The sequence below is a fragment of the Paenibacillus tyrphae genome (assembly GCF_024158745.1).
Lineage (GTDB): Bacteria > Bacillota > Bacilli > Paenibacillales > NBRC-103111 > Paenibacillus_G > Paenibacillus_G tyrfis_A.
In genome coordinates this window covers 266799-286953 of sequence record NZ_JAMZAW010000006.1, presented here as the reverse complement: position 1 = coordinate 286953, position 20155 = coordinate 266799, and the positions used below count along the sequence as shown (strand labels likewise).

Genomic DNA, 20155 nt, shown 5'->3' with positions numbered 1-20155 from the left:
GTTTGAAACCGATCCGGCATGTTCAGACAAGCACCCGAATATACTCGTACAAACGATTCGAAACCGAAGGGGATGCCGATGACCAAGGTATATGTGCTGAGCCAAAAGGGACTGAAGGGATTGAAAATCGGAGCCGCCGCCGTACTGTTGGCCGGTGCCGCGCTGCTCTTTTGGGAACGCGAAACGATTCGGACCGCGATGAGCCCTGCTGGACCCGAACGGACGATCCAGCTCGTGACCGGCGAGTTCAAGTCGACGACAGCGGACGGCAAAACGATCGAAGCTTACCGCTGGGACCCGGGAACAATCTATATGAAGAAAGGCGAGCGCATCCGGCTCAGCATTTACGGCGTCAACGGCGCCAGTCATCCTTTTATCATCGAAGGCCTTAACATCAAAGGGGAGGTAAAAAAAGGAAAGGAAACCGTCGTTTCCTTCCGCGCCTCCAAACCGGGCGTCTACCGGATCATCTGCCTAACCCATCCCGACATGGCTCACAACGGACCGATGGTCGGCTACCTGGTCATCGACGAGTAGACGCCGCCCCTTTTTAAGAAAAACTCCTTATCGGAGTCCATTCAAAGAAGCCAGACCGTTTTTAGCGGAAGTTTTTCTTGGTACAGAAAGTCGCAGTCCGCTTTAATGCTTTAGCGAACTTAAACTTTCTGTAACGTTCAAAAACCGCCGTCGGCAGTACCCGCCCGCCCTTCTTCCGCATAGCATAATGGCAGGAAGGAGATGCCGCTATCGATGAATCCAACAAACCAAATGAAGCACAGCCGGCCTTACCCGTCCGCCCGGCAAATTCGCCGCACTTGCAGCCGGGAGCTGTACCGCGCCCGCAAAAAACTTGGATGCTACGTCCCTCAGCAAGCGGTAGAGCAAGCGGAAAAGCTGTATTACAAAAAGGTGCTGCTGAACCTGCCTTATATTGTGGAGCATGCGGACAATCGCAAGGTGCTGGCCGATTGGTTCGACGAGAACGTCTGCGGCGAAGTGGCCGCTTTGTGGGAAGTGGAATCGGACGCTTTGGCCAAAGCGTTCCGGGACTCGTTCGGGGGCTGACACCAAGCGGGCCCCTCTTTTTTTTATCCGCCCGGCGGCCGGATTGCATAACCGTCCCTCGGAAGACAAACAATACCTTTGTTTACCTGAAAAGGAGGTACGAAGGGAATGGATGTCGTAATTCGCAGCGGACGGAGAATCGGACTGCTGGCTATCCTCTTGACGCTCCTGATCGCGGGATGCGGCGGGGAAAAACCGGTCAAAGTCGGGATAGAAAGCAATTTCCGCCCGTTCACGTATACCGAGAACGGAGAGAATAAAGGGTTCGAAGTGGAGCTGTGGAGAGCGATCGCGCAAAAAGCGAACTTGCCATACGAGCTTGTTCCGATGACGCAAGGAGAGCTGAACAAAGCCGTGAAATCCGGCCAAGTAGACATGGCGATCGCGGGGATGACCGTCAACAAAGCCCGCAAGGATAATTTTGCTTTTTCCGATCCGTATTTTCAGACCGGGCTGGTCCTGCTTACCGCTTCGGACAACAAGGAAATCAAGAGCAAGGACGATCTGAAAGGAAAAGTCATCGGAACCAAGAGCGGCTCGACCTCTTATATTTATGCCGGCGGAATCCAGGGCACCCAAGAGGTCCGGGGCTATCCCGATATCTCGGATGCTTACACCGACTTGAAAAATAAAAAGCTGGACGCGGTCATTTTCGACGAGCGCAACGTCCACCATTTCCTGCAAAACGACGGGGAAGGCAAAGTGAAGATGGTCGGGGAAGTTCTGAACAAAGAAAGCTATGCCATCGTTGCGAAAAAGAAAAACAAGCATCTCGGCAGAATCAACGGCGCAATCGAAGCTCTCGGGAAAGACGGAACGTATGAAGCGTTATACGTGAAGTGGTTCGGCAGCAAGCCTAAGAAGCTGCCGGGTCAGTAACCTTTTCGGGCCGCGAGCAGCGGCCTCAGAATGTCGAGAAAGTGGTCAAATGGGATAATAGAGGTTACGAGGGGGTGGGGTATCCACTTCCGTATGCATCTCTATTTTTGTTAAAGTCCACTTTCTCGACAAGCTCAGGCCGCGATCCGCGGCTTTTTTTCATAATTCGGAAGCCAGCGCTTCGATCCGGTCCGACGGGTACACATGGGTCCCCGGGGCGCCTCGGAGCGCCGCTTCGAGCATGCCCTTGGCGACCGTTCGCGCGGCGATCGGCTTGTACGGCCGCAGCGGCCCGCGCATGGCAAAACCGGCGACTCGGGACAGAAGCGCAGCTGCGCGCTCCCCGAAGCGGACCTCTTCCCGCTCGCCGAGCAGCAGCGAAGGTCGGAAAATATGCAGCGCCGGCAGCCCGAGCGCTCTGAGCCCTTCTTCGGTCTCGCCTTTGACCCGGCTGTAAAAAAAGGCCGACTGCTTGTCCGCTCCGATGGCCGTGACGATGAGCAATTGCGCGGCGCCCGAGACGGACGCCAGCCGGCCAAGCTCCATCGGATAGCCGTAATCGACCTTGCGGAACTGCTCCTGCGTCTTCGCTTTCTTGATCGTCGTCCCGAGGGCGCAGAACACGTCGGCGCCATCGAAACCGCCAGCCGCCTCGTCAGCCAGACGGTCGAAGGAAATGACGCGCTGTTCGAGCTTCGGATGCCGGATGCCCGAGTCGGTCCGTACCAACGTGACCACCCGGTCGTAAGCGGAATGCTCCAGAAGCAAGCTTACCAGCTCGCTTCCGACAAGCCCTGTGCTCCCTGCAACGATGGCATGCTTGGCCATAGTTTCGCCTCGCCTTCCTAAGGTTATCAAGTTGCTGCAGCAAAGCCGGCGTCTCCTCGACAGCGGCGCCGGCGGCCTGAACACCGTTCAACGGTAGGCCAGCAAAGCGACCGGACCGTTCGGATCGAGAATGTCCGCGACTTCCGTAAAAGGGATTTCAAACGTCGGAAAACCATAGGCATACGGCGTATATTCGTATAGTTGAAAATAGATGCCGATGGCGCGGTCCGTCAAATAAAAATCTTGATCGGGACGGATCGAACGAAATTCCGTGAGCATCGGAATATCCTGCTCCTTGAACCTGCGGCGGATAATCGCCGACAGCCGGCGGACATAATCGCTTCCCGGTTTAAACAAATTCTTTAATTGATACTCCGTACCGTCCCGCAAATTAAACGTCTGCGAGCTCTGGAAGGTGAGGCCGTGCGCCGCTCCCTGAGAGTATCCGTAAACGTCGTACAGCAAGCTGAGCAGGCCGTTTTTATGCAGCTTGACCTTATAGCTGCCCGATACCGTTCTGGTCTGGTCCTGCACGTAGTCCTGCTTGCGGATCAGCTTGTAGATGGCGTCCAATATCGAATGATTGACGATCCGCTGGACGAGCCGGTTTTGTAGTCCCAGCACCTGCGGATATTTCACGTCAAGTCTGGGCTTCGCCAACCGGCGGGTAACGATGCGCTCCCGCCTTGCCCGTTCAAATTCCTCCCATTCCACTGCGTCCCTGCCTCCTTAAGCGCCTCCAAGGCCGATGACCCCAGTATATGCAGGCTTTCGCCCGGAGGTGAAAAGGCAGGTCCCGCTCCTGAACGCAGCGGCGTCCGATCAGCCGTCTCCCGGCGGACCGGATTCCCACTCGACCCGGTTGCGGCCAAGCTGCTTGGCCCGGTATAGCGCTTTGTCCCCTTCTTCGATCATTTGCTCCAGTAGCAGTTTCGCGTCCGCTCCTTCGGCCAAGCCTGTGCACGCCGCGCCTCCGATGCTAACCGTCAGCGCGATACGTACGCCGTCCGCCTCATAAGGCTCCGCGGCTACGGCCCGGCGGACCGTCTCCGCCAAGGCTCTGGCCTGCACGGCGCCCAAGCGCAGCGCAAGCACCATAAATTCCTCTCCGCCGTATCGGGCGGCTAATTCGTCGCCTCCCGTCTGCCTCTGCAGCACTCCCGCCACATGCCGCAGCACCCGGTCGCCGACCAAATGGCCGTGCGTATCGTTGACCTGCTTGAAATAATCGATATCGATTAACAACACCGAGCAGGGATACCCCGCTGCCAAGGCCCGAAGCAAGCGCTGGTTTCCGTTCTGCATCATATACCGGCGGTTGTACAATTCGGTGAGCGGATCGATCATAGCCGACTCCTCAAGCAGCTTGACTGTCGTTTTTAGCTTACGGCTCATCAGGTTGTACGTATCGCACAGCTCCTGAAGCTCGGCAGGGGCATGCTTGAAGACGGCCGGGTCGATACGGTATCCGTATTGCCCTTCCTTGATGATACGGGTGCCCTGCAGCAAAAATTCGAGCGGACGTTCGATCCGCCGCGTAAGAATAACGATACCGCTGAAGCTTAACATCAGCGTGGCCAACGTTATGGCGATGAAAACGAGCATCAGCCCGTACAAGTTCACATACAGTTCCTTTTTGCTCACTTCGCCTACCAGCAGCCAGCGGTGGCCGGTTATCCACTGATACGAACCGAACACGATGTCTCCCTTGTAGTTGACATACGCCTCCTTCGAGACCGCCTGCACCGCTGCCCGGCGCGTAATGTCCGTCGAGATCGGGCGCGAGTTCTGGCGTACGTCGTCGATAAAGCGCGGCTTTGTCACCGGCACGCCGACCCGGTCGAGGAGATAAAAGTCAGCCGTCTCCCCGGAATGCAGGGAACCCACCACTCGCTGAATCGTCTCCAGCTTGACCGAGCCGAGCAGCAATCCGGTCCATCTTCCCCCTTTGTCATAGGTAGGGGCGGAGAAAATAATGACCGGTTCGCCGGTTGCTTTGCCGATGACGACATCCGACATCGACGATTTACCCTGTTTCGCAGCCCAATAGTAATCGCGCTCGTTGACCTGGAGGCCCGTAGCCGAATAGGTGTCCACTTCCGTGATACCGTCTGCGTTCACATAAGATAGCGAAGAGAATTCTCTCTGCAATAGTGTGAAATCGCGGAACATTTTCTCCATCAAGGGCTTGTTCAGCGTTCTGACGGCCTCATCCTCGGTAAGCAGACGCATATCCAGCTCCCGCTCCTGCACCCACCGGTCGATGAACAACGTCTGCAGACTCAGCTTGTCCGACAAATTGCGCAGCGCCTCTGCCTGAGCTTCCTGCTGATACAATATATAAAAAGCGATGTTGATCGAAAGCCCGAGCATGAGAATGGCCAGCGCAATCCACAGACGAAAACGCTGCTTCACCGTCCGGGGCCGCATGAAGCGAATCATGGACCCTCTCCTCTCCCAAGTAATGTCCCCAACAAATTGGCATTGTACAAACCTGTATTTTTTTTTATACTTTAGAATGCATTATTTGTTTCGGTCTGCCAGTATTTAACTTGACGCCGTAAGGAGAAATTGCTCGTGGAACTGCCCTCATTCGATATGATTTTGTTTCTCGTTATTGTGGGGTTCGCCGCCGCCTTCATCGACTCCGTTGTGGGTGGAGGAGGACTCATAGCCGTTCCCGCGCTGATGTTCACCGGACTTCCGACCAATATGGTGCTCGGAACGAACAAGCTTGGGGGAACGCTATCCTCGTTAACCAGCACCGCCTCCTTTTTATTTTCCGGCAAAATTAACGGCAAGCTGGTGCTGCTCCTGTTTCCGTTGTCCTTCATCGGATCGGCTCTCGGCACGTATACGATCCATCTGGTGCCTTCCACCTTCTTAAAGCCGCTGGTGGTCGGTCTGCTGATCGTCATTCTCATCTATACGCTGCTGAAAAAAAACTGGGACGGCTCGGGACAGCAGGTCAGGTTTACGTTCGCCCGCGGACTTGCGACGGCGGTATGCGCGTTCGCTTTGGGTTTTTACGACGGATTTTTCGGCCCTGGCGCCGGCTCGTTCCTGCTTTTTCTGTTTCTGATGCTGGGATTTGATTTCGTAGGCGCTTCGGCCAATGCCAAGGTGCTCAACTTCGCCAGCAACATCGCTTCCTTGGCGTCGTTCTTCTGGTTAAAGTCAGTGCATCTCGGCTACGGTCTGCCGATGGGCCTAGCCATGATCGCAGGCTCCCTCGTCGGCTCGCAGGTTGCCATCCGCAAAGGTTCCAAATACGTGAAGCCGCTGTTTATCGGAATTACCGCCATATTGATCGGCAAGCAAATCTGGGATATGCTATAAACGCCGCAGAGAGGTCGTTAAGCCTTGGTTAAACAGGCTTGCGACCTCTCTGCATAGCATTCGACATCTTCCTTCCAATCCCTCTTTTTCTCATCCGCCAAAGACCATGCAGGTTGACAGATGATCCGTCGGCCAAATTTGCCTCTTCTGGTTGCTGGCCAGCTCGGCGTACGGATCGCGGACCACATGCGGATCGCTCACCGGACGAAGGTCCTCCCATACGCATTCGACGCCTTTCCCGCCCGCTTCTCCCGCATACATGCGGCAGCCGCTGCAAAAAGCTTGTTTTTGTTCTTCATCCAGCTTCACGACTCTATTCCGCAGACAGCAGTATACCCGGCCGTCCGGATCGCTCAGATTGATATGTCTCACTTCTCTCACACGCATGCTCCTTTCCGTTGAACACTAAAAAGGTAATACCCATTATATATGCGGACGAACCCGGATATGTGTAATTTTTTTTGAAGATGGTTGATCTGGAACGAAAGTTGATCTATAATGAACTCAACCTAATTATCGTTAGTTAGGAAGGTGTTTTTTATGACAGTTCACAAAATCAAGGCCTCCGCGCTGCGTCTCTTCTCTCAGAACAGCTACGACGCGGTGCCGCTATCGGAAATCGCCAAGGAGGTCGGGATCAAGACGCCTTCGCTCTACGCGCATTTCAAGAGCAAGGAAGAGCTGTTCTTGGCCGTATACGACGATTGTCTGGCCGAGCACGCCTCCCGTGTCCGGCAATTGACCGAGAAGCTGACCGGGCTCGGCACGGAGCAAAAGCTGCGGACGATTCTGCATGACGTGTGCCGCACCTACTTGCTTAGCGAGGAATACGCGACCTTTCTTAAGCGGACGATGCTGTTCCCGCCGAATGCGCTGCAGGAGGTACTGCGCGAGCGGTTTATCGCATCGGAGGAGCAGCTTACCGAGCTGCTGCGGAAAGTTTTCGAAGAGGGCATGGCATCGGGTGTACTTCGGCGCGAGCGCTCCGAGGATTTGATCGCCTCGTTCTACTGCCTGCTGGACGGTTCGTTCCTGCAGCAGTTTTATTACCGGCCCGACGACTGGGAGCATCGGCTGACAGCCGTTTGGGGAATCTACTGGAAAGGCATTGCGGAAGACAGGACATCCTAGAAGGGAGTGGATTATGATGGCATGGGTTTATTTGACGATTGCAGGGATTATGGAGGTCGTATGGGCGATCGGCTTAAAATATACGCAAGGCTGGACTCGGCTTTGGCCGAGCGTCGTGACGATCGTCGGAATGATTGTCAGCTTTTATTTTTTGTCTCAAGCACTCAAGACGCTGCCGATCGGTACGGCTTACGCGATATGGACCGGCATCGGCGCGTTAGGTACGGTCATTGTGGGGATGTTTTTTATGGGCGAGCCGCGCGATCTGCTGCGGATTCTGTTCCTGCTATGCATCGTCGGCGGCATCGTCGGCTTGAAGGTAACGGCATAATCTCATACGACGCACGTCAAAAGGCAAAGAGCCGCTGCTCCCAACGGATCGGCGGCTCTATTGCTGCGGAAATGGCATCCGGCGGCGCATGGCACAATAGCCGTGCGGATAGACCGCTCTTTTTTCATGCTTCTTCCCTGATCTGGGGACAAGCCGCTTCCTCCGGCGGGAATACGCTGCGGATGGCCGACACGACTTCTCTGGCCATGTTCATGACCCGGAATAAGGAAGTGCTTTGCAGAATCGCGTATTTTTGCCCGGCATCCACATTGACGATCCCGGCAATCGAATAGTCACCGACGTGCGGAAGCTGCTTGCCGACCGACTTGCCCGGCTCCAGCGGGCGGTTGGACACCTGGTACCAGGCTAATGAGGCGGCCTGACCGAGACATGCGTCGATCGCAATCACGGTTTTCCCCTGCGGAATTTCATTCAGCCGCTCCCGCATGTTGCTTGCATCGAACGGATGGGCAAGCGTACCGACCACATGCGGATACCCCGCTTCCTGCAGCATCGTGCCGGCCAGCGGTCCGAGGGCGTCGCCCGTCGAGCGGTCGGTGCCGATGCACAGAAACACCAAGTCTTCCGCCGTCAGGCCGCGCGTTCGAATCATACGCAAAAAATCGGGCAGCTCGGCAGCCTTCAGCTTCTTGCGGAATAACGGCTGCGCCTGCTCATTCGTCATTGCGTTTCCCCTTTCCGTTGTTTTTTATATAGTAGCATACTGCATAGGAATACCGCTTTCAATATTTGTTCCTACAGCGCCGGACATGCTATAATTCGGACAAAGCAAGGTGAGCGCAAGTACAGCTCAGAACCGGCGGAAGGCAGGGATCAACCCGATGGGGGTCATGGACATATGGGCGCTGGCGGCGCTTGCCTACTGGCTGTTCATGCTGTGGGATACGCTGCGGGCGCGGCAATGGATGCTGAAGCTTCCCCGCTCGGAGCCGGGACAAGCGGGATGGAGAACGGGCAGGACTCCTCAGGACGGCAAAGAGTCCGAAGCGCCTCTCGTCTCGATTATTATCGCGGCGAAAGAAGAGGAATCGTCCATCGTCGAAACGGTGAAGCATCTGCTCGGGCAAACGTACCCCCGGATCGAAATCATCGCCGTGAACGACCGGTCGCAGGATACGACCGGTCGCAAGCTGGACGAGCTGCGGCGATGGTCCGAGGGACGGGCCGGCATCGCGGTGCCGCTGCGGGTCATTCACATTACGTCGCTGCCATCCGGCTGGCTTGGCAAAAACCATGCGCTGTATCAAGGCTATCTGCAGGCGCGGGGCAAATATTTGCTGTTCACGGACGCCGACGTGCAGTTCGAGCCGCAAACGGTGGAGGATGCGGTCCGCTTCCTGCAGGAGCAGCAGGCGGATCATGTGACGCTGGCCCCCCGGATGCTTGTACGCGGCTTGTGGCTTCGAACGTTCGTGCAGTTTTTCTTTTTTACGCTCAGTCTCTATATCCGCCCTTGGCGGGGGAACGACGATTTCCAGCATCAGCACGGGATGGGGATCGGGGCCTTCAACCTGCTCACAAGACAGGCGTACGAGCGGATCGGCACGCACGAGGCCATCGCGCTGCGGCCGGACGACGATCTTCAGCTCGGCCGGAAGGTCAAGGAAGCCCGGCTTCGGCAGCGGCTCGCTTCCGGCACGGAGCATATTGCCGTCGAATGGTATGCAAGTCTTGGCGGGGCCATTCGCGGCCTGGAGAAAAACTTGTTTTCGGGCTTCGGCTACCGTTTAAGCTTCGCGGCTCTCGGCATGCTGGGTCAGCTTGCGCTGTTCCTGTTCCCTTGGGCGGGCATGCTGCTTCTGTCCGGCCCGGCGGCCTGGGGTTTCGCTCTGTCGGTCGCGCTGATGCTCGCCGTCTATTTTCTGCTGATCCGCTCGATCACCGGAGAAGGCGGATTCGAGTCGCTGCTGATGCCGCTGAGTGTCGTTCTATTATGCTATATCGTCACCCGTTCGGTCTGGCTGACCCTAAAGCAAGGCGGGATTTATTGGAGAGGCACCTTCTATTCCTTGAAGGAGCTCAGACGTATGAAAGCCCGCGATGGTTCCGATTGATTCACGTTTATTGTCCAATCCGCATATTTTCCAATTTATATAAAAGGAGCTTGTCAACATGATCTTGGAAGTCATTGCCACGAGCGTGGCCGATGCTATTATTGCCGAAAAAAACGGAGCGGGACGAATCGAGCTCATTTCCGGCATCTGCGAAGGCGGCGTAACTCCAAGCTATGGACTCATCGAACAGGTTGTCGCTTCGGTCAGCATTCCCGTCAATGTCATGATTCGCCCGCACAGCAATTCGTTCTGTTACGACGAATGGGACCTCGAAACGATGCTGACGGATATTCGGACGGTGCGGCGTCTCGGCGCCGCCGGAATCGTAACCGGCTGCTTGACGCCGGAACGCAAGGTGGATACGGAGCTGCTCGAGAAGCTGCTGGCCGAGGTCGGCGAATTGTCAGTCACCTTTCATCGGGCGATTGACGAGACGGACGATCTGGAGGGCACGCTGCACGTACTCGCCCAATATCCGCAAATCCACCGGGTGTTGACGTCCGGCGGCAAGCCGAGCGTGCTGGACGCCCGGGACGAGATTCTCCGGCTGCAGGCCGTCGAGCTGTCGCGTCCGATCGCCATTCTCGCAGGCAGCGGGCTTAACCTCCCATCGCTGGCCTCGTTTATTCGAGATACCGGCGTACGCGAGGTACATATGGGCACCGGCGTGCGCCGCGGGAACCGCGCGCAGGATACGGTCGATCCCGAGCTCGTACGGGCGGCGGCGGATATCGTCGCAGGATTTTCCAAGTAAAGGCGCTTCATTGTATTCATCACAGCCGTGCGGCATAAGCCGGACGGCTTTTTCCTATGGCCCGGCCTCAGAGCCTTCCTCCCCCAAGCGCTCCTTCTCTCGTCCCCTCGACAAACTGCGACGACAAGAGCTATCTTTTTTCGAATCAGGCTAGTTCGAAGTTACCATTTTATCTGAAGCTATTGAAAATAGGAGTCTCATCCTGTAGCCTTGATATAAATAAGGAAAATATAGTTATTTATTCTATTATTTAGATTTAAAACTTTTTCTGCGATTGAACGGGTGGCCACCTTTCAATACATCACAGCATGACATGATGGAACGAACTTTTTGTCGGAGGTGTTGTATGCCATGGAAAAAAAGATCGTAAAAGTTTTGTCGTTTGCTTTATTGTTAGGCGCCATTACGACATCGTCGGCGTTTGCGGGAAAGGAGCCGTCGGGAGTTATTATCCATAAGGATGCGATTGGCGGGTCCGTCCTGTCCAACATGTCCGGAGCCGTATACGCGACGCCGGAGGAGCAAGCGCTCCAAAGCCAACAAGCTTCTTTTGAAGCGCTGCTGCCGAATCTGAAGAACAACGGGTTGAACGCGGCCGCCGCAGAACGTCACTACGATACGGAAAATAACCCTATCCTGATCGGCTACTGGAACCCGAACGAATGCGGCGCAAAGAAAAAAGATACGTACGCCCGGCATACGATCGGCGAGCTGCATAATTCCTCCGGCGGCAAATATTTGCTCAGCTACGGCAGCGCCACCTGGTACAATACGTCGGGAAAAAATGCGCTGCCTTACCGAAACGGCTCCAGCACAACGGGGCAAAATACCGTCGATGTCAAAATGAACATCAACTTCACCATCCGGGATGTGGATAAGGACAAGTCGTCGACCATCAAGCGCAACGATTTCGGTCCGAATCAATGCCCGGGCAGCCGCTACGTGAAGGTCATCGCCGACCTGGACAAGACCGTGTTTCAAGATCTCCACGGGAACACGAGCGACGGCGTGTTTTACTCCAGAACTTTGGTGCCCTTGGAAAACTGGAATCCGTAATATTTGACGGGTCGTCCGCATTTATTCAAACATAAGCCGTTTCACGGCCAATTGCAGCTTTACCGGTGCTCCTTTCTTGAGGAATGATGGAACAGGGGCACCTTTTTTTCCGAATGGTTTACGATTATTTTCAGGCTGGGGTGGAATTATGGGGTCTGCGCAAACGGTAAACCGCTTCCATATTATCGCGTTAATTTTAATCCTTATTGTCGGTCTTTCGTGGATCGTGCACCTGTTGATCACAAGCTACCAGGGTCTGAAAGGCGCTCAAAACTATAAAGGCTGGCTTGCGGGCATTACGGCTGACGGAACAGGTAGCCAGCTTGTCGCTTATTATCCGGAGCAGGCAGAAAGCAAGACGATTTTAAAGCTGCCGGACGTGACTCCGGACAATTTCGGGGTGATCTGCTCAAACGGGACAAAAGCCGCCTACACCCAATGGAACGAGCAGCAGACGGTCAGGTATCTGGTGGTTCAATCCCTGACGAGCACCAAGCAGCACGTATTTTTCGACAGCCTCCCTCCGATGAACGAAATCAAGACGATCTCGTGGTTCCCCGATCACCGGAGGATCTTGTTTGTGAAAAGCGACCAAACCACTCATGTCGATCAGGAGATCGGCGTGTTGGATACGGGCAGCGGAAAAGTCGAGACCTTGGTCAAGGGCGGAATTCGGCTGGTCAAGCGGGCGGAAGAAGAGAACGGGGAAGAACGGATGAAGTTTTATATGACCCAAGACGAATTGGATCGAATCGTTCAATCGTACGGAGGGAAGCCGGTTCCGCTCGACGACGCCGGAGGGTATTTGATGGTCGAGTTTGCCGCGCCGGTCCTTTCCCCTGACGGGAATCGGATCGTGTACAGCGCCACGTTGAACCGCAATTATGCCAAAGGAGAAAATGTTCCGCTATGGCTGGCCTCAAGCCTGTGGGTTTACGACCTGACGAGCGGTCAAAATAAAATGGTCCACTCCCCTTCCGACCGTTCGGCCATCGGGAAAGCCATCTGGACGTCGGACGGCGGCCATGTTGCCTTCATCAGCTACACCGGGGCCAACGGGGAAGGCGGAGCGATTGAATATATGGACCTGGCGAACGCGAAGGTCAAAACAATTTTCCCGCCGACTGCCGAGCATCACAATAACGTGAACCTGATCGCGCTGGAACGTAACGAAATTTCCTTTATTTCCGCGCCGAAGTCGGGAACCTTCAAAGATGCGAAAAGGTGGATTTTGAACCCGGAAACGGGAGAAAAGCGGTTGATGCCGGTCCAAATCAGGGGGCAAAAAAACGCGCTGCTGCGAAATTTTTCAAACGTACAGTAGAGGAATTTAAAAACACAAAACGCTGAAAGCCCCTCTGCCGGGCTTTCAGCCGATCATGCCGGAGCCCTTCCAAGAAGGCCGGCCTTTCCGTTACTCCTTCACGGCTCCCGCGCTCAGGCCGGACTCCACCTTTTCCTGAAACAGCAAATAGATGACAATGGTCGGAATGATCGTGAGAATGATGCCCGCGAACGTCGGGCCCATCTGCGAGCTGCCCCGTTCCCCTACGAAGGACATCAGCGCCATCGAAATGTTGAACATGCTCCGGTCATTGACCATAATGACGTTCCAAATCAAATCGTTGTAAATATCGAAAAAGGCCAGGATTCCCGCCGTCGAAATGGCCGGCATGGACAGCGGCGTCAAAATCCGAAACAGCAGCGTCGCCGGACCGCAGCCGTCCATGACCGCCGATTCGTCGATTTCCTTGTTAATTCCTTTCATAAAGCCGGTAATCAAAAAAATCGTAAGCGGCAGTTGAAATGTCGCGTACAGCACGATCATGACGAAATAGTTGTTAAAGCCGTTGAACGAGCCGATCATCCGGGAAATCGGAATGACAAGGGAATAGACGGGGATCATCAGCCCCATGATGAAATAAATATATAAAGCGCCGTTCCACCTCAGCGAGATCCGGGTCAGGATAAACGACGCCATGACTCCCAAGACTAAGGTCAGAAGCGTGCCTGCGATCGCATAAATGAAGGAATTCCATACGGCTTTATCAATATGTGCGGTGACAAAAGCGAGCTTGTAGTTGCTCCAGCGCCATACCTCGGGCAGCGAGAAGACGCTATTATATATTTCCAGATTGTCCTTGAGCGAAGAAATCACCGAAAAAAACAACGGATACATAAAAATAACCGCGCAAAGCGTAGAAAACAAATATGCCGGAATTTTATACGAGCGAAGCGTCATGTTCCATTTCACCTGCCTTTATTTCATCGTCTTCGTGTTCATCAGCTTGTTGAGTATGACCGTGGATAATAGCGCCGCCACGATAATGAAGGTGCCGATGGCGTTGCCCATCCCGAAGTTGTTGTATTTAAAGGACTCGTAATAGAGCAGCGTGGTCGGCACATCCGTGGCGCCGTTCGGTCCTCCGCCGGTCATGACGAAAATTTGCCCGAACACGCGAAGCGATTGCGTAACGGCAAGAATCGAGAAAATTTTCAGCGTTTCCTTCATCATCGGCACGGTAATGTACCAAAGTCGTTTAAACCCGACCGCTCCGTCCATAGCCGCCGCCTCGTACAATTGCTCCGGAATAGCCACCATGCCGCTGGCGAAAATGATCATGTTCAGCCCGCAATAAATCCAGGCGTTGACCACCACAACAACGTAGATGGCAATGGCTGGTTCGCCGAGCCAATCGTGGGTCAGCGAGCTTGCGCCGATCGCCGAGAGCACCATGTTGACGAGGCCGCCCTCTCCTTTGAGCAAAAACTGCCACATCAAGCCGACGGCCGTGAGCGGAAGCACGGAAGGCATAAAGAAGGCGATCTTGAAAAAACGTCTTCCCTTCATCTTGCTGGTGACGATATGCGCCAGCGCAAAAGCGACCGGCAAAATCAGCAAGAACGAGGCCAGGATAAACACGCCGATATTTTTGAGCGAACGGTAAAATTCAGGCTTTTGAAACATGGCGCTGTAGTTTTGCAGCCCGACATATTCCAAGGCGACGTTCTTGATGCCGTTCCAGCTAAAAAAGGACATGTAAGCCGTCTGAAAGATCGGCACGATAAACGCCAGCGTATATAACAAAAGCGCCGGCAGCAAAAAAACGGCTGCGATAAAATAAGGCTTTCGGCCGACCATGTTGTTCCCCTCCTCAGGGCTTTCCGTAGGAAAGCCGGAGCTTGTCAAGAAAGATGGAAAAACAGGTAATAGAGGTTATGAGGGGACGGGGTATCTACTTCCGGTCGCTGCTCCACCCCGCAAAGTGAAGTTGAATCAGGGTAGCTTAGTCCGAGTACTTTGCGGGGACCCCGGGTCTGCAGGAAATCTTAATTGGAAGCTGCTTAGCAGCGGATATTTCCCGCAGACAAAGGCGAACGCTATCGCTCCTCCAGTAGATACCCCATCTCCACATGTATCTCTATTCTTGTCAAAGCCACTTTCTTGACAGCCTCAAGCTTTCCATTCGGAAAGCTGGCTTTTTCATAATTACTCTACTTTTCCGCAAGGAAAACTAGCTTTTATGGTTAAGCAATTCTCGAATAATAGTAGGTGGGGTATATCCCGGAAGAGTGCAACGTCCGCCTTTGAACCCCGCGAAAACACCTCTACTTTTAATCAAAACTTTCGCGGGGTTCAAGAGCGGCTGGAGGGATATACCCCACCGATCTATAACGGAGAATTCATCTACAATGCGAAGCTGGTTTTCCGCCGCCTACTTCTTGTTCGATTCGACAAAGCTCTGAATCGTATCCGCCGTCTTTTGCGGAGGGTTGCCGGCGAACATGCCTTGGACTTCGTTCCGCACCTTGTCCTGCAGCTGCATGATCGGGCTGTATTCCTCAATCTCGCCTTTGAAGTCTTTGGCGGTGCTTTGCGCCTTGACGTACTCTGCGGTAACCGGATCGACCGGAGCCGAGCCCGAATCCATTTTGACCGGGTAAACGCCGCCCTTCGTTTCCTTGAGGAAATACTTGAACGCATCGACGGAGGTCAGGAACTTCAGCAGCTTGATCGTAGCGTCTTTTTTCGCGCCTGTGACTTCCTTGGAAACGGAGTAACCGCCCGCTCCGCCGAACCAGTTGTCCTTAAATTCCGGCTTGTCTTTGTAGCCCGGGAACGGAATGACCCCGATTTTGTCGGCGATCGGAGAAGCTGCGATGGAGGAAATAGCCCAGACGCCTTCAAACATCATCGCGCTTTTACCGCCGAGGAACATGCTCGTAATCGCGTTGCCGTCGGTCGTGACCATGTTTTTGCCGAAGATGCCTTTATCCTGCCAATTTTTCATCGTTTGCAGCAAGGAAACCATATCGGAATCGTTCCATTTCGCTTTGCCGCTCATCAGGTCTTCCGTTTTCTGGAAGCCGTATTTTTTCAGCGCCAGATTCGTCAGCAGGTGGCCTCCGCGGAAGTTGTCTTTATCGGCCATCGCCATCGGTACGACATCGATCGCTTTGAATTTGTCGGCGACCGCCTCGAATTCCTCGATCGTTTTCGGCGGCTCGGCGCCGACTTTTTGGAACAGCTCTTTGTTATAGTAGATCGCGACGCTGTAGAACTCGTTCGGCACGCCATACGTTCCCGGCAGGTCTTTGTATTTCCATGTGTCGAACAGCGGCAGGAACGCGTCGGCCCACGCTTTGTCTTCTTTCAGCACGGGATCGAGGTCCATCGCGATATTTTTGGCGTAGTCTTTAAATGCCACTCCGCCGTAGTTCATCCAAATTTCCGGGACGCTGCCCGTCGCCACGGCCGTTTTGAATTTATTGTTGAAGGCGGCCTCGTCGTTCAACGATTCGTCGACTACCGTAATATCCGGGTTTTTCTCCATAAATTGCTTGAGCAGGTTCTGGAACGCCACGGACTTGGGATCGGTACCGGAGATACGCGTCAAGATGCGGATGCTGACTTTGTCCCCGCCTTTGCTGTCGCCCTTGGTACCGGCATTGCTTTGGGCGGCGTCATTCGAACCGCAGCCTGCCAGCAGGCTTGAAGCGGCAAACAGCGATGCCAGCCCCAGTGTAAGCGCTCTTTTTTTCATGTGTTAAGCAACCTCCCCGTTTATGTTTGTTCTCTTATGCCGTTTGTCTGTTCGACATAGTGTCATTATAAGGGGCGCCGCCCGCCGCATGAATGCAATATCTTTACGCCACCGGGAATATTTTTAACATTCCGTGAACATTCCATACAAAAAAAGACCGCACCCGTTCGCACAGCGCACAACGGGGCCGTCTTCGACAAAATCATTCGCGGGAATCGCTCCCGGTAAACCGGGAAGGCGGCACGCTGAAATGCTTTTTAAAGCATTTGCTGAAGTAATGAGGGTCTTTGTAGCCGACGGATTCGGAGACGAACAGCAAATTTTTGCACCCGTTCTCCATCATTTCCTTGGCCTTGTTCAACCGCCGCCTTGTCATGTACTCCACGACGGAATAGCCGGTCTCGTTCTTGAAAATGCGGCTCAAATAGCTGGGATGAATAAAAATGCTTTTGGCAATCGCGTTCAAATCGAGGTCCGGATCGGCATATTGCCCGTCGATAAACTGCTTGGCCTTATCCACCAGCTTGGCGGGTGTCGACTGCTTCAAGCTGTGCGTCTGCTCCAGCACCCGGCCGAACAGCGCCGCCGCCCAGTCCACGATCTCCTCCATCCGCTCCAGCTCGTCGACCAACCGCACCGGATTGAACGTGTCACCGCCGTAAAACGTCATATCCAGCTTGCTCTCGGAGGCGTATAGATTCAGTGTCGCCACGAGCTCGTAGACGGTCATGTACAGCGTATCCAAAGACAGCTTTTGCCGCACGATCCCCTCCAGCCATTGGCGCAGCTCATGCTCCACCGCCGCCTTGTTGCCCAGCCTAAGCTGAACCATCAGCGTCTCCCGGATAAAGGACAGGTCCGCTTTCAACGCAGGCTTCGGCAAGCGCTCGAACGGGATCACCCGGTCGCCGCCGAGGACGGTGCGATGCTTGCAAGCCAGAACCGCCTCCTTATACGACTGCGGAATGCCACCTGAGCCTTGCGCGATATGGCCGATGCCGACCGTCACGGTAAACTTCAAGAACCGGCGGACCGCTTCGACGGCTTCCGCCCCCCGCCGCTCCAGCCACTCCTTCTCCCGGCTGCCGTCGGCATTCGGATGTACAAGCAGCACCGTTCGGTCCTCGTCATCCAGCGTAAGCTCGCACGGCCGAAGACCGCCGAACAGCTCGCCGACGATGTTGAATACGGCGAATCGCTTCCAGGGCGGTTGCTCCTTTCCGGCTCCCGGAGATTTGTCAATCGAGAACACCATGACAAGCAGCGCATCGTCCCTCAGATTCGGGCAAAACTGCCGCCATTTTTCCGTACTGTGCTCGGGTCCGCCCGGGCCGGTGCCGTCCAGTAAGCTCTGGATGAAGGTCCGGCGCAAAATCGTATTGCTTTCCCGGACGCTCTGCCTGAAATCCTCCTGCTGCGAATGCCGCGCCATGTCCTCCCGAATCTTGGCCGACATCGCGGTTAACACCTGCGTCAGCTCCTCCATATTGACCGGCTTCAGCAAATAGTCGGAGACGCCTGCCTGCAAAGCCGTTCTCGCATAGTCGAAGCTCCCATAACCGGTGAGGATGATGATCCGAAGCTCGGGAAACCGGTGCTGAACCGCCTTCGCGAACGCCAGGCCGTCCACGATCGGCATGTTAATGTCGACAATCGCCAGCCGGATCGGCGCGTGCTCAAGCAACAGCAGCGCCTCCTCCCCGTTCTCGGCCTCTCCGGCGATCTCGAAGCCGAGCTCCTGCCAGTCGACGCCGACCTTCAGCCGTTCCCGGATCAAATATTCGTCATCGACGATCATCGCTTGAATCATGCGGTATCCCCCCGTTCTCGATAGCCGGCAGCGTAATGCGGACGGTCGTTCCTTCCCCGGGCACGCTATCGATCTCCAACCCGTATTCGGAACCGAAATACAGCTTGATTCGCTCGTCGGTGCTCTTCAGCCCGAAGCTTTTTGTCCGGTAATGCCCGGAGTCCGGCTTCAAAATTTGCCGCAGCCGCTGCGGCGTAATGCCTGTACCGTTATCGCTCACCTCGATCCGCACTTTGCCGTCCAGAACATGCGCTTGGATGCGGATCAGTCCTCTTCCCCGTTTGTTTCGGAGCCCGTGATTGATCGAATTTTCCACAATCGGCTGGAGCAGCAGCTTGATCGTCGAGTACTTGTACACGTTGTCGTCGATCTCGAACCGGGAATCGAGCCGGTCGCCGTAGCGCACCTTCAAGATCTCCAAATACGTTTGCGTAATGATGATTTCATCTTCCATGGAGATGATGTGGCTGCCCTTGCTGAGCACGCCCCGGTAAAACAGCGCTAGCTGGTTGACAATATTTACGATATCCGCGTTCCGCTTCAAATCGGCAAGCGCGCAGATGCTCTCCAGCGTGTTGTACAAAAAGTGCGGATTAATTTGCGACTGCATGACGGCGAGCTCATATTCTTTTTTCTTCTTCTGCTCTTCCACCATGTTTTCCATGAGCGTCTTGGTGCGGACGACCATTTTGTTAAACTCTCTGGCCAAGGCGCCGATCTCGTCGCGCTCCTTCAGTTCGAGCCAGACGTCGAGGTTGCCCTCCTGTACGCTTTTGACCGTTTTCTTGATCTGGTTCAGCGGCCTCGTAATCGATCTGGCGATAAGAATGGTCAGGATGATAGCCAAAACGACGAAAATGAGACTTAAATAAAAGGTTTTTTCCATCAAAATCTGATTATCGCGGGTGATCTCCTTAATCGGCACGATTCCGACAATAATCCAGTTCAAGCGCGGATAGGTGCGGGCAACGACCAGATTGTCCTCGCCGTTCAAGCTGAACGTCCGGCCGCCCTCATGCCCGATCACCCAGGAATAATAAGGCTCCTGCCCGATGGAAGTGTAAAGCTGGCTCTTGTCGCTGTGCGAAGCGATCGTGCCCTGCTTGTTGACGATAAAGATCTCACCGCTGTGCCCGATATTGATATGGGCGTATTGATCGGCAATGTACCGCTCGTCGATAGATAGTTGGATCACTCCAAGAGGACTCCCGTCCTTGGCGGTGTTGAATTTCTGAAGGAGCGAGACGACAGGGTGAGCCCCCCCTTCCTTCTCATAGTTGCTTTTGGTCGTATCCTTCCATACGGGGCCGTAAACGGAACCTGAGAATGCCCGGACATATTCGTCGTTGACGTTCCGGACGTTCTTGAGCCCGCCGGAATCGTACAGGTTGCCGTTGCGGTCGTAAATGAGCATAGCGTCCACGAACGTCTTGGAATCGACGATGTCGGCGAGGGCGTTCGAAACCTCAACCGAACGGTTGTAATTTTCCAGCGGGTCCGAGGTGGGCGGGGCGCTCAGGTAGCGCTGCACGCTGTTGTTTGTAATCGCGATTTTGGAGTAGTTTTCCGAATTGTCGAGGATGATCTCCAGCTTCTCCGAGACCAGCCGCAAATTTTGCTCCGTGTTCTCGATGGCTTTGTCTATCAGTATGGCGGACGAGACACGGTACGTAAAGACGGACAGCAAGATCAGCAGCAAGGACAGGGCGGTCATAAACGAGCGCGTAATCTTTTTATTGACGGAAAGCGAGTAATAGTAGTCCAGTACGCGGTTTTTCATAGCTGTCAGCAAGCCCCGTCACCTCTCCCGCAGTAAGCGCTATCAGAGTTTCATTATAGGAC

20 protein-coding genes are annotated in these 20155 nt (G+C 54.6%); 10 read left to right on the top strand and 10 right to left on the bottom strand.

Annotation, left to right across the window (positions count from 1 at the left end):
- Nucleotides 1-78: 78 nt before the first annotated feature.
- The 3 genes from NI000_RS11680 (at nucleotide 79) to NI000_RS11670 (ending at nucleotide 1944) form a co-directional block, all read left to right on the top strand.
- Nucleotides 79-537, top strand: coding sequence for a cupredoxin domain-containing protein (locus NI000_RS11680; RefSeq protein ID WP_253410657.1), 459 nt, complete (start codon nucleotides 79-81; stop codon nucleotides 535-537).
- Between the two features lie 213 nt (nucleotides 538-750).
- A complete protein-coding gene (locus tag NI000_RS11675) occupies nucleotides 751-1065 on the top strand; it encodes a dehydrogenase (protein ID WP_253410655.1) in 315 nt (104 codons plus the stop codon).
- Between the two features lie 108 nt (nucleotides 1066-1173).
- The gene (locus NI000_RS11670; RefSeq protein ID WP_253410653.1) at nucleotides 1174-1944 is read left to right on the top strand and encodes a substrate-binding periplasmic protein; all 771 of its coding nucleotides are present in this window, start codon (nucleotides 1174-1176) and stop codon (nucleotides 1942-1944) included.
- Nucleotides 1945-2103: 159 nt separating this feature from the next.
- On the opposite strand, the gene NI000_RS11665 is transcribed toward NI000_RS11670, so the two are convergent.
- The 3 genes from NI000_RS11665 to NI000_RS11655 all read right to left on the bottom strand — a co-directional run bounded on the left by NI000_RS11665 (nucleotide 2104) and on the right by NI000_RS11655 (nucleotide 5214).
- Nucleotides 2104-2772 carry an oxidoreductase gene (locus NI000_RS11665; protein WP_253410650.1) on the bottom strand — a complete coding sequence of 223 codons (669 nt, stop codon included), beginning with the start codon at nucleotides 2770-2772 and terminating at the stop codon, nucleotides 2104-2106.
- An 87-nt stretch (nucleotides 2773-2859) separates the two neighbouring features.
- Nucleotides 2860-3486 (bottom strand): DUF3298 and DUF4163 domain-containing protein, encoded by a 627-nt coding sequence (locus NI000_RS11660; RefSeq protein ID WP_253410648.1) that lies wholly within the window; start codon nucleotides 3484-3486, stop codon nucleotides 2860-2862.
- A 108-nt stretch (nucleotides 3487-3594) separates the two neighbouring features.
- On the bottom strand, nucleotides 3595-5214 hold the full coding sequence (locus NI000_RS11655) for a sensor domain-containing diguanylate cyclase (RefSeq protein WP_253410646.1): 1620 nt from the start codon (nucleotides 5212-5214) through the stop codon (nucleotides 3595-3597).
- 135 nt (nucleotides 5215-5349) lie between these two features.
- Between NI000_RS11655 and NI000_RS11650 the strand changes: the two genes are divergently transcribed.
- Nucleotides 5350-6111 carry a sulfite exporter TauE/SafE family protein gene (locus NI000_RS11650; RefSeq protein ID WP_054974831.1) on the top strand — a complete coding sequence of 254 codons (762 nt, stop codon included), beginning with the start codon at nucleotides 5350-5352 and terminating at the stop codon, nucleotides 6109-6111.
- Between the two features lie 90 nt (nucleotides 6112-6201).
- Here NI000_RS11650 and NI000_RS11645 read toward each other — a convergent pair whose 3' ends face one another.
- Complete coding sequence (locus tag NI000_RS11645) at nucleotides 6202-6498, bottom strand: hypothetical protein (protein ID WP_253410644.1); 297 nt, start codon at nucleotides 6496-6498, stop codon at nucleotides 6202-6204.
- 153 nt (nucleotides 6499-6651) lie between these two features.
- Here NI000_RS11645 and NI000_RS11640 point away from each other — a divergent pair, with 153 nt between their 5' ends.
- On the top strand, nucleotides 6652-7242 hold the full coding sequence (locus NI000_RS11640; protein ID WP_253410643.1) for a TetR/AcrR family transcriptional regulator: 591 nt from the start codon (nucleotides 6652-6654) through the stop codon (nucleotides 7240-7242).
- Nucleotides 7243-7258: 16 nt separating this feature from the next.
- Entirely contained in the window at nucleotides 7259-7573 is a 315-nt protein-coding gene (gene sugE / locus NI000_RS11635; protein WP_253410727.1) for a quaternary ammonium compound efflux SMR transporter SugE, read from the top strand.
- A gap of 124 nt (nucleotides 7574-7697) precedes the next feature.
- Here the strand turns inward: sugE and yyaC are convergent, their stop codons facing one another.
- A complete protein-coding gene (yyaC, locus tag NI000_RS11630) occupies nucleotides 7698-8258 on the bottom strand; it encodes a spore protease YyaC (protein ID WP_216792665.1) in 561 nt (186 codons plus the stop codon).
- A 157-nt stretch (nucleotides 8259-8415) separates the two neighbouring features.
- On the opposite strand from yyaC, the gene NI000_RS11625 reads away from it, so the two are divergent.
- The 4 genes from NI000_RS11625 to NI000_RS11610 all read left to right on the top strand — a co-directional run bounded on the left by NI000_RS11625 (nucleotide 8416) and on the right by NI000_RS11610 (nucleotide 12782).
- Nucleotides 8416-9648, top strand: a complete 1233-nt coding sequence (locus tag NI000_RS11625; protein WP_301292462.1) for a glycosyltransferase — start codon at nucleotides 8416-8418, stop codon at nucleotides 9646-9648.
- 58 nt (nucleotides 9649-9706) lie between these two features.
- Nucleotides 9707-10402, top strand: a complete 696-nt coding sequence (locus NI000_RS11620; RefSeq protein ID WP_253410640.1) for a copper homeostasis protein CutC — start codon at nucleotides 9707-9709, stop codon at nucleotides 10400-10402.
- Between the two features lie 351 nt (nucleotides 10403-10753).
- Nucleotides 10754-11458, top strand: a complete 705-nt coding sequence (locus tag NI000_RS11615; RefSeq protein ID WP_253410638.1) for a hypothetical protein — start codon at nucleotides 10754-10756, stop codon at nucleotides 11456-11458.
- Nucleotides 11459-11606: 148 nt separating this feature from the next.
- Nucleotides 11607-12782: a TolB family protein gene (locus NI000_RS11610; protein WP_253410636.1), complete on the top strand. Its 1176-nt coding sequence runs from the start codon at nucleotides 11607-11609 to the stop codon at nucleotides 12780-12782.
- A 90-nt stretch (nucleotides 12783-12872) separates the two neighbouring features.
- Here the strand turns inward: NI000_RS11610 and NI000_RS11605 are convergent, their stop codons facing one another.
- From NI000_RS11605 to NI000_RS11585, 5 genes are all read right to left on the bottom strand, one after another.
- Complete coding sequence (locus NI000_RS11605; protein WP_253410634.1) at nucleotides 12873-13712, bottom strand: carbohydrate ABC transporter permease; 840 nt, start codon at nucleotides 13710-13712, stop codon at nucleotides 12873-12875.
- A 6-nt stretch (nucleotides 13713-13718) separates the two neighbouring features.
- Nucleotides 13719-14600 carry a carbohydrate ABC transporter permease gene (locus NI000_RS11600; RefSeq protein WP_090669118.1) on the bottom strand — a complete coding sequence of 294 codons (882 nt, stop codon included), beginning with the start codon at nucleotides 14598-14600 and terminating at the stop codon, nucleotides 13719-13721.
- Between the two features lie 574 nt (nucleotides 14601-15174).
- The gene (locus NI000_RS11595; protein WP_253410632.1) at nucleotides 15175-16503 is read right to left on the bottom strand and encodes an ABC transporter substrate-binding protein; all 1329 of its coding nucleotides are present in this window, start codon (nucleotides 16501-16503) and stop codon (nucleotides 15175-15177) included.
- 202 nt (nucleotides 16504-16705) lie between these two features.
- Nucleotides 16706-18313: a response regulator gene (locus NI000_RS11590; protein WP_253410630.1), complete on the bottom strand. Its 1608-nt coding sequence runs from the start codon at nucleotides 18311-18313 to the stop codon at nucleotides 16706-16708.
- Nucleotides 18288-20093, bottom strand: coding sequence for a cache domain-containing sensor histidine kinase (locus tag NI000_RS11585; RefSeq protein WP_253410628.1), 1806 nt, complete (start codon nucleotides 20091-20093; stop codon nucleotides 18288-18290). The genes NI000_RS11590 and NI000_RS11585 overlap by 26 nt, the downstream gene beginning before the upstream one ends.
- Nucleotides 20094-20155 lie beyond the last annotated feature (62 nt).

Coding starts and splice junctions, on each gene's coding strand:
- NI000_RS11665 (WP_253410650.1), bottom strand. CDS start 2,772: ATGGCCAAGCATGCCATCGTTGCAGGGAGCACAGGGCTTGTCGGAAGC.
- NI000_RS11655 (WP_253410646.1), bottom strand. CDS start 5,214: ATGATTCGCTTCATGCGGCCCCGGACGGTGAAGCAGCGTTTTCGTCTG.
- NI000_RS11615 (WP_253410638.1), top strand. CDS start 10,754: ATGGAAAAAAAGATCGTAAAAGTTTTGTCGTTTGCTTTATTGTTAGGC.
- NI000_RS11680 (WP_253410657.1), top strand. CDS start 79: ATGACCAAGGTATATGTGCTGAGCCAAAAGGGACTGAAGGGATTGAAA.
- yyaC (WP_216792665.1), bottom strand. CDS start 8,258: ATGACGAATGAGCAGGCGCAGCCGTTATTCCGCAAGAAGCTGAAGGCT.
- NI000_RS11620 (WP_253410640.1), top strand. CDS start 9,707: ATGATCTTGGAAGTCATTGCCACGAGCGTGGCCGATGCTATTATTGCC.
- NI000_RS11640 (WP_253410643.1), top strand. CDS start 6,652: ATGACAGTTCACAAAATCAAGGCCTCCGCGCTGCGTCTCTTCTCTCAG.
- NI000_RS11645 (WP_253410644.1), bottom strand. CDS start 6,498: ATGCGTGTGAGAGAAGTGAGACATATCAATCTGAGCGATCCGGACGGC.
- NI000_RS11625 (WP_301292462.1), top strand. CDS start 8,416: ATGGGGGTCATGGACATATGGGCGCTGGCGGCGCTTGCCTACTGGCTG.
- NI000_RS11590 (WP_253410630.1), bottom strand. CDS start 18,313: ATGATTCAAGCGATGATCGTCGATGACGAATATTTGATCCGGGAACGG.
- NI000_RS11675 (WP_253410655.1), top strand. CDS start 751: ATGAATCCAACAAACCAAATGAAGCACAGCCGGCCTTACCCGTCCGCC.
- NI000_RS11610 (WP_253410636.1), top strand. CDS start 11,607: ATGGGGTCTGCGCAAACGGTAAACCGCTTCCATATTATCGCGTTAATT.
- NI000_RS11670 (WP_253410653.1), top strand. CDS start 1,174: ATGGATGTCGTAATTCGCAGCGGACGGAGAATCGGACTGCTGGCTATC.
- NI000_RS11585 (WP_253410628.1), bottom strand. CDS start 20,093: ATGAAAAACCGCGTACTGGACTACTATTACTCGCTTTCCGTCAATAAA.
- NI000_RS11595 (WP_253410632.1), bottom strand. CDS start 16,503: ATGAAAAAAAGAGCGCTTACACTGGGGCTGGCATCGCTGTTTGCCGCT.
- sugE (WP_253410727.1), top strand. CDS start 7,259: ATGGCATGGGTTTATTTGACGATTGCAGGGATTATGGAGGTCGTATGG.
- NI000_RS11600 (WP_090669118.1), bottom strand. CDS start 14,600: ATGGTCGGCCGAAAGCCTTATTTTATCGCAGCCGTTTTTTTGCTGCCG.